The following is a 4,395-nucleotide window of genomic DNA, read 5'->3' as shown; positions in this document are numbered from 1 at the left end:
AAACCTTGTACCTGGAGGGCAACTATGTATCGTTACAGCAATGGCCAGATCAGCTTGGCGGATTAATCGAGTATCTAAATTTTCCCCCTGCTGCGGGGCTGGTTTTTTGAGCCTTGCTACAAGCTCAAAGCTCGTTTAATGCTCAAAAACAGTAGAATTTCATCTGCACACGAAAGATAGATGAATAGCTGAACAACAAAATGTAACTTTTGTGACCTACGACACCAGTCTCAAGCGGTCTAACTAATGTCCACTGAACAAGTGCCCAATTTTTGTTCTGAGCCAGAATCTCCAGAAGATATGCGAGCATTCTCAAAAGAGCACGCTGGATCTTGCGGAGATTCAGCACCAGAACGGACATGGCGATCACATGAGCCGCGGTCTCCCGCAGCTTCGCGGCGACCAGCAAATAATATTGCTCGTTTACCGCCGGATCCATTTCAGAAGCTGAATCACCAGCATAGAGCCAAACGCCAGTCCCACAATGGCACCCACCATCCCAATGGACAGGGGGGCCACGGCGAACAGCGGTTCCAGCGCAGGAACCAGCAGCACCAGCCCCAGCAGCAGAGCGCCGATGGTAAAGGCCCCTAACAAGGCACGGTTGTTCCAGAAGTGCCGGGTAAGCAGCACCGGATGCTGGGATTTGCAGCTAAATCCGTGGAACAGTCGGCTCAGGCACAGGGTGGAGAAGGCCATGGTCTGTCCAGCAGCGGCACCGCCGGCGTTCAGCCCCAGATAGAAGGCCGTGACGGTGGCGGCGGCGATGACCAGTCCCTCGACGCCCACGCTATAAAGGAAGGGCTTTGTCAGGATGCCTTCGTTCCGGGGCCGGGGCTTTTCCGACATGACCTCGTTGGTGTGTGGCTCCATGCCAAGGGCGATGGCGGGTAGAGAGTCCGTCAGCAGGTTGATGAACAGCAGGTGCACTGCCGCGAAGGGCACGGGCAGTCCCATCAGAGAGGCGTAGAGCACCGTCAAAATGCCCGCCGTATTGCCGGAGAGCAGAAATTGAATGGCCCGCTTGATGTTTGCATACACGTTCCGGCCATTCTTCACGGCTTTCACGATGGTGGCGAAGTTATCGTCCGCCAGCACCATACCGGCGGCATCCTTGGCCACCTCCGTTCCCGTGATGCCCATGGCAACGCCGATGTCCGCCTGCTTGAGAGCGGGGGCGTCATTGACACCGTCGCCGGTCATGGCTACCAGATTGCCCCGCTGCTGCCACGCCCGGACGATGCGTATCTTATGCTCCGGGGACACACGGGCGTAGACACTGACCTTCGGCACGAAGTCCTGCAATTCCTCGTCGCTCATGCCGTCGATGACCGCGCCCTCCACGGCCTCCGTGCCGTCCCGCAAAATGCCGATCTCACGGGCAATGGCCGCCGCCGTGATTTTGTGGTCGCCGGTGATCATAATAGGACGGATACCGGCGCGGATGCACTCCGCCACCGCCGCCTTGGATTCCTCACGGGGCGGGTCCATCATGGCGATGAGGCCGAGGAAAGTCAGGCTGTTTTCATCCGCCAGAGTGATGGCCGGGCCGTCCACGCTGCGGCAGGCGAAGGCCAGCACCCGCAGGCCCTCGTTGGAAAACTGTTCGTTGACCTGTTCGATCCTCGCCCGTTCCTCCGGCGTCACCACGCAGCGGTCCAGCAGCACATCCGTCGCGCCCTTGGTGACCAGCATCAGGCCACCCGCCAGCTTGTGGACCGTGGACATCATTTTCCGGTCAGAATCGAAGGGGATCTCTGTCAGACGGGGCCAGCGGTTCCGGACGAGATCCTCGTCAAAGCCGTTGGTCTCCCCCAGCCGCACCAGTGCCGTTTCCGTGGGGTCGCCGATCTCCGTATCCCCGCTAATGACCGCATCGCTGCACAGCAGAGCCGTCCGCAGCAACGGCTCCTGTAACGGGTCCCGGAAGTCCGCGTCCTTGGCGTCGATCACCTCGCCTCCGGTGTAGAGCTTGCGCACCGTCATACGGTTCTGGGTCAGCGTACCCGTCTTATCCGAGCAGATGACCGACACGCTGCCAAGCCCCTCCACCGCCTGCAAATGGCGGATGATGGCGTTTTCCTTGGCCATTTTCCGGGTGCCGAAGGACAGCACGATGGTCACGATGGAGCTGAGGGCCTCCGGGATAGCGGCCACCGCCAGCGCCACGGCGAAGAGAAAGGCGTTCATCACGTTTTCGTGCCGCCACAGCACACTGACGCCAAACAGCACTGCGCAGATCACCAGAATGATGATCGACAGCTTTCTGCCGAACTGGTCCAGACTGACCTGAAGCGGCGTTTTCCGCTCCTCCGTGTTTTTCAGAAGCTGGGCGATCTTGCCCATTTCCGTGTCCATGCCGGTGGCCGTCACAAGAAAGCGGCCCCGCCCATAGGTGACGAAGCTGCCGGAGAACACCATGTTCTTCCTGTCGCCCAAGGCCGTTTCCCCACTGAGCGGCTCCGTATCCTTTTCCACCGGCAGGCTTTCGCCGGTGAGGGCACTCTCCGCGCACTTCAGGCTGGCACATTCCAACAGGCGTCCGTCGGCACAGACGGAATCTCCCGCCTCCAATATGACCACATCACCGGGAACCACCTCTCGACCGGGGATCTGTACGATCTGACCGTCCCGCAGCACCTTGGCGGTGGGAGCGGACATCTGCTTCAGGCTGTCCAGCGATGCGGAGGCCTTGACGGTCTGAACGGTGCCCAGAATTGCGTTCATGGTGATGACCGCCAGAATGACGATCATGCTCTCCACGTCCCCCATGCAGGCGGAGATGACGGCGGCCAGGATGAGGATCAACACCAGAAAATCCGCAAACTGCCCCAGAAAGATCTGCAAAACACTCTTTTGCTTGCCGGCGTGCAGTTCATTGGCTCCGTATTTTGCCAGACGATCCGCCGCATCCTCCTGCGATAGGCCGGTCTCCCGGCAATCCAGTTTCTGGAACAACTCCACGCGGGACTGTTCCCAAATGTTCTTTTCCTGCTTCATGTACTGTGTCTCCTTTCGGCGGACGCAAAAAAGGCGAGCCCTTTTGCGTCAATGCCTTCACATTGATACAAAAGTCTCGCCATTTCAATCCGCAGCGGAGCCAAACGACCCGTACTGACGCCAACGGATACACAAAGCTGTGCAAGCTACTCCCTTTTGAACGAAGGATACACCATTCTTTTCACATTGTCAAGAAGGACGCCTGCTAAAGGACGTTGAGAATTGTACCTGTACAGATTCTTACAGGTGGAAGTATTTTCCAGCTTTTGATTTTCTCCCAGCATCAGCAAGGTCAGACTTACGTCCAGCATGGTTTCCGGTGAGATGTTTACATCGGTTTTGCCATGCACACCTCCTTGAACGGATGGTACTCTCAATTTCCCGTACAGTATAGCACGGTGTTGGAGATATGCCTGCACAGCCGTAAAATTTATTTCATATAATATACCGGCAGCCGGATCGTCAGGTGCAGACTGCGGTAGCCGTTGGGCTTTGGGTTGGAAATGTAGTCCTTCTCTGTGACTATCTCAATATCAGACTGATCTTTTAAGCACTTTGCCAAAAAGAACACATCCTCCTCGAAAGAGCAGATCACGCGCACACCGGCAACATCCATGATATTTGCCTGCATGGTCGGAAAATCCAGAGGAAGTCCGCGCTTGTGCATCTTATTCATAATGCTGGATGGCGACTTCAAGCGGCTTTTCATACTTTCTATCGGATTGCGGTCATGCTGCAATGAAAATTCCTCATTCAAAATTTACAACCGGCTTTCAAGTGCTTTCAGTGCGCAGCGGTATTGCAGCATGACCTCCTGATATTTGCGGTTCTCTCTCAAAAGGCGCTGGCATTGCACATCATCCAAGCCTTTATCTGCCGCAACCGTCAAACCAAATAGATTTTCACTCATAGCTTCTCCATCCCGCAGGGATAGGCGCCCCGCGCTGTCTGCTGCTCTTTTGTTACGACCTGATAAAAACTGTATCCGCCGGAGAGATGGGAACAAGAGAAACCGTACTGCGTCAAAAGACGGCAGGCCAGATAACTGCGAAGCCCTGTCTGGCAATTCACATAGACAGGCTTGTCCCGGTCTAACTCGTCCAAATGCTCCCGCAGATCGTCCAAGGGAATATTCCGAAAGCCATCCAGATGGCCCCGCTGATACTCCCACTCCGTGCGGACATCCAGCAGCGCCGCGCTGCCATCGCGGGGCAGGTCGTCCACCTCATCCCAATGGAACTGGCGCACCTTTCCGCTCTCCAAGTCCTCGATCATAAAGCCCGCCATATTCACCGGGTCCTTGGCGGAGGAATAGGGCGGCGCGTAGGCGAGATCCAGCTCTGTCAGCTCCAGCGCCGTCATACCGGCGCGGATGGCGGTGGCCAGTACATCAAT

At 56.7% G+C, this 4,395-nt stretch carries 4 protein-coding genes; all 4 read right to left on the bottom strand.

Translation table 11 applies throughout. The features are described 5' to 3' along the window. Nucleotides 1-423: 423 nt before the first annotated feature. On the bottom strand, nt 424-3,000 hold the full coding sequence (locus ACZO3G_RS14520; protein ID WP_486847363.1) for a cation-translocating P-type ATPase: 2,577 nt from the start codon (nt 2,998-3,000) through the stop codon (nt 424-426). A 430-nt stretch (nt 3,001-3,430) separates the two neighbouring features. Next, complete coding sequence (locus ACZO3G_RS14515; protein WP_486847362.1) at nt 3,431-3,739, bottom strand: GTP pyrophosphokinase; 309 nt, start codon at nt 3,737-3,739, stop codon at nt 3,431-3,433. A 21-nt stretch (nt 3,740-3,760) separates the two neighbouring features. Beyond that, nucleotides 3,761-3,910: a hypothetical protein gene (locus ACZO3G_RS14510; RefSeq protein ID WP_349149303.1), complete on the bottom strand. Its 150-nt coding sequence runs from the start codon at nt 3,908-3,910 to the stop codon at nt 3,761-3,763. Next, a partial coding sequence (locus ACZO3G_RS14505; RefSeq protein ID WP_486847361.1) for a rhodanese-like domain-containing protein occupies nt 3,907-4,395 on the bottom strand: 489 nt, incomplete at its 5' end. The genes ACZO3G_RS14510 and ACZO3G_RS14505, both read right to left, overlap by 4 nt.

The organism is Anaerotruncus sp. (assembly GCF_057433415.1).
The sequence above is the reverse complement of the archived record's forward strand: the minus strand, read 5'-3'. Positions and strand labels throughout refer to the sequence as shown.

Excerpts from the sequence above, each read along its gene's own strand:
- ACZO3G_RS14520 (WP_486847363.1), bottom strand. The coding sequence starts at position 3,000 with ATGAAGCAGGAAAAGAACATTTGGGAACAGTCCCGCGTGGAGTTGTTC.
- ACZO3G_RS14510 (WP_349149303.1), bottom strand. The coding sequence starts at position 3,910 with ATGAGTGAAAATCTATTTGGTTTGACGGTTGCGGCAGATAAAGGCTTG.